Source organism: Fulvivirga aurantia (assembly GCF_009711475.1).
GTDB classification, from domain to species: Bacteria; Bacteroidota; Bacteroidia; order Cytophagales; family Cyclobacteriaceae; genus Fulvivirga; species Fulvivirga aurantia.
Genome location: NZ_SMMD01000394.1, coordinates 1 through 2308 on the forward strand (window position 1 = coordinate 1; position 2308 = coordinate 2308).

Here is a 2308-nt window from a genome sequence, read left to right on the forward strand (position 1 = left end):
TTTTTTATTCCTTATCAATTATCTCCGAAAAAGCGATGAAATAGATATTTTCTAATCCATTTTCTACTGTATTATGCAGTTGAGATAGCGTTTGATAACTCATTGATGGTTCAAATAATGCGCGCGAACTTGTAAAATAAAACCTGCCATCCTGATCTACAAAAGGACAGTAATCTAATGTTTTTGAGTTAATTCTCTCCGAGAGATGTTGAGCGGGTTGCCATTGGTTTTGGTCATTTTTATAGCTTATGTATAAATCTCCGCCACCCAGATCATCTTCACGTCCATAGCTGCTAAAAACTATGTAAGACTCATCAGTAGCTACAAAAGCGTTAAACTCATATTTATCTGTATTTATAGCCTCCGACAGGCTTTCCGGTGATTGGTATTCCCCATCAACTAAACGGCTCACATAAATGTCTTCTTTTCCTTTTCCATTTTCATATGTCGCTGTATAATAGATTGATCCATCATTTGTGACTGAAGGGTAAAACTCATTGGTGCTAGTATTAATGATCTCCGGCAGGGGGTAAGGTGTAGACCATCCTTCTGGAGTTTTTTTAACAGCCCAAATATTGTAGTCAGACCTTTCAGCTTTATCAGGAAGGGGTCTGTTGCTGGCAAAGTATAAGGTCTTCCCATCAGGAGAAAAAGCGGGTTCCAGATCGCTATGAGTGCCTGAAAAGGGCGCTGTTTGCGGATTGGACCAGCTGTTTTTTGATTTTTCATAAATTATAATGGCGCTCACTTCACGCTTATAGCTTTGCACAGTTGTAAGCAATAAATCACCTGTAGGTGAAATTGTAATGTCACGGTTGGGCAGGGCAGTAGAAACCGGAAGTAGCAGCTTAGGCTCTTGTGCAAATGGGGAGACTGTCAAGGCTGTCTGGAGGATTAAAATCAGAATGTATTTCATAAGTAGGGTTAAGTTATTGAAGGAAAATACGCATACAGCGAGTCAACAACTCACTACATTTTATTTACGGTTGATAACAGCAAGCAGGCGGCTTATTACATATCGTTTTGAGTTTTTTTAAGCTTTGTCGATGTTCGTATAGGTCAAAAATTCAAAACAATGATTATCAACTATCTTAAAATTGCCCTTCGCAATATCTGGAAAACCCGCTTACACTCTTTTATCACCATTACCGGTCTCGCCACAGGCATAGCATGCTGTATACTTATTGTGCTATTTGTTAAAGATGAATGGACTTTTGATAAGTTTCATGATAAAGCTGACCGTATTTACAGGGCCTGGGTATTTGAGAACTATGGCGAAGACGAACAGTTTTTTAATACAACTACACCGTATCCCCTCGGTCCGGCTCTAAAAGAGAATTTCAAAGATGTGATGGCATATGTTACTTACAATCAGATGCCGCAATCAATCACTGTTGGGGTTGATAATTACAACGAAATCGTTACAGTTGTCGGGGAGTATTTTTTCGATAGTTTCGATTTCTCACCTATTTACGGCCGTTTAAATGGTGCCTTAGCAGACAAAAATAATGTGGTGATTACCTCTGGCTTAGCTCAAAAGCTGTTTGGCGTTGATAATGCTGTAGGTGAAACCTTGCAAATGCAAATAGGAGATGAACAAAGAACCTTCAATATTAAGGCGGTAGTGGAGAACCCACCCACCAATAGCAGTTTTCAGTTCGGAATTCTTATTTCAGACCTTAACAATACAGATCTTTTTTCTGAGCGCATGCTTAGTAGTTGGTACAATGTGCAGGCCGAAACCTACATTGTATTAAGGCCTGGAACAAGCGCTGAGTCGCTCGAAAAGAAGTTTCCTGATATGATGAAGCAAATATTAGGGGAAGACTATGTTGAAGGTCAATATAATGTAGGCCTGCAACCGCTTACCGATATTCATTTAAATACTGAAATGCCTACTGGAATTGCCCCAGTGAGTGATCCGCAATATGCTTATATTTTGTCGGCCATTGCTTTACTGATTTTGGTATTAGGGAGTATCAATTTTGTGACACTTACTATCAGTAGGTCGGTTAATAGGTCTAAAGAAGTAGGGGTAAGAAAGGTGATTGGTGCTAAAAGAAAACAACTGATTGTTCAGTTTTTAAGCGAAGCAGTGGTTACTGTGAGTGTTGCTTGCTTGCTGGGGCTCGTTATAGCATGGTTTGGTTTACCGTTGTTTAATGAACTGGCCGCACGAACTCTGGTATTAGAGGTAAACATGTTCAATACGCTTGTCGTGGTTTGTTTATTGCTTATTATCGGTGTTTTAGCTGGTAGCTATCCCGCATTGATTTTATCGCGTTTTAGTCCGGTTACAATATTTAAA

2 protein-coding genes are annotated in these 2308 nt (G+C 39.5%); one reads left to right on the forward strand and one right to left on the reverse strand.

Annotation, left to right across the window (positions count from 1 at the left end; all coding sequences use genetic code 11):
* Positions 1–4: 4 nt before the first annotated feature.
* Positions 5–916 (reverse strand): TolB family protein, encoded by a 912-nt coding sequence (locus E1176_RS02170; protein ID WP_155208935.1) that lies wholly within the window; start codon positions 914–916, stop codon positions 5–7.
* A 159-nt stretch (positions 917–1075) separates the two neighbouring features.
* On the opposite strand from E1176_RS02170, the gene E1176_RS02175 reads away from it, so the two are divergent.
* On the forward strand, positions 1076–2308 hold a 1233-nt coding region (locus tag E1176_RS02175; RefSeq protein WP_155208936.1), incomplete at its 3' end, for an ABC transporter permease.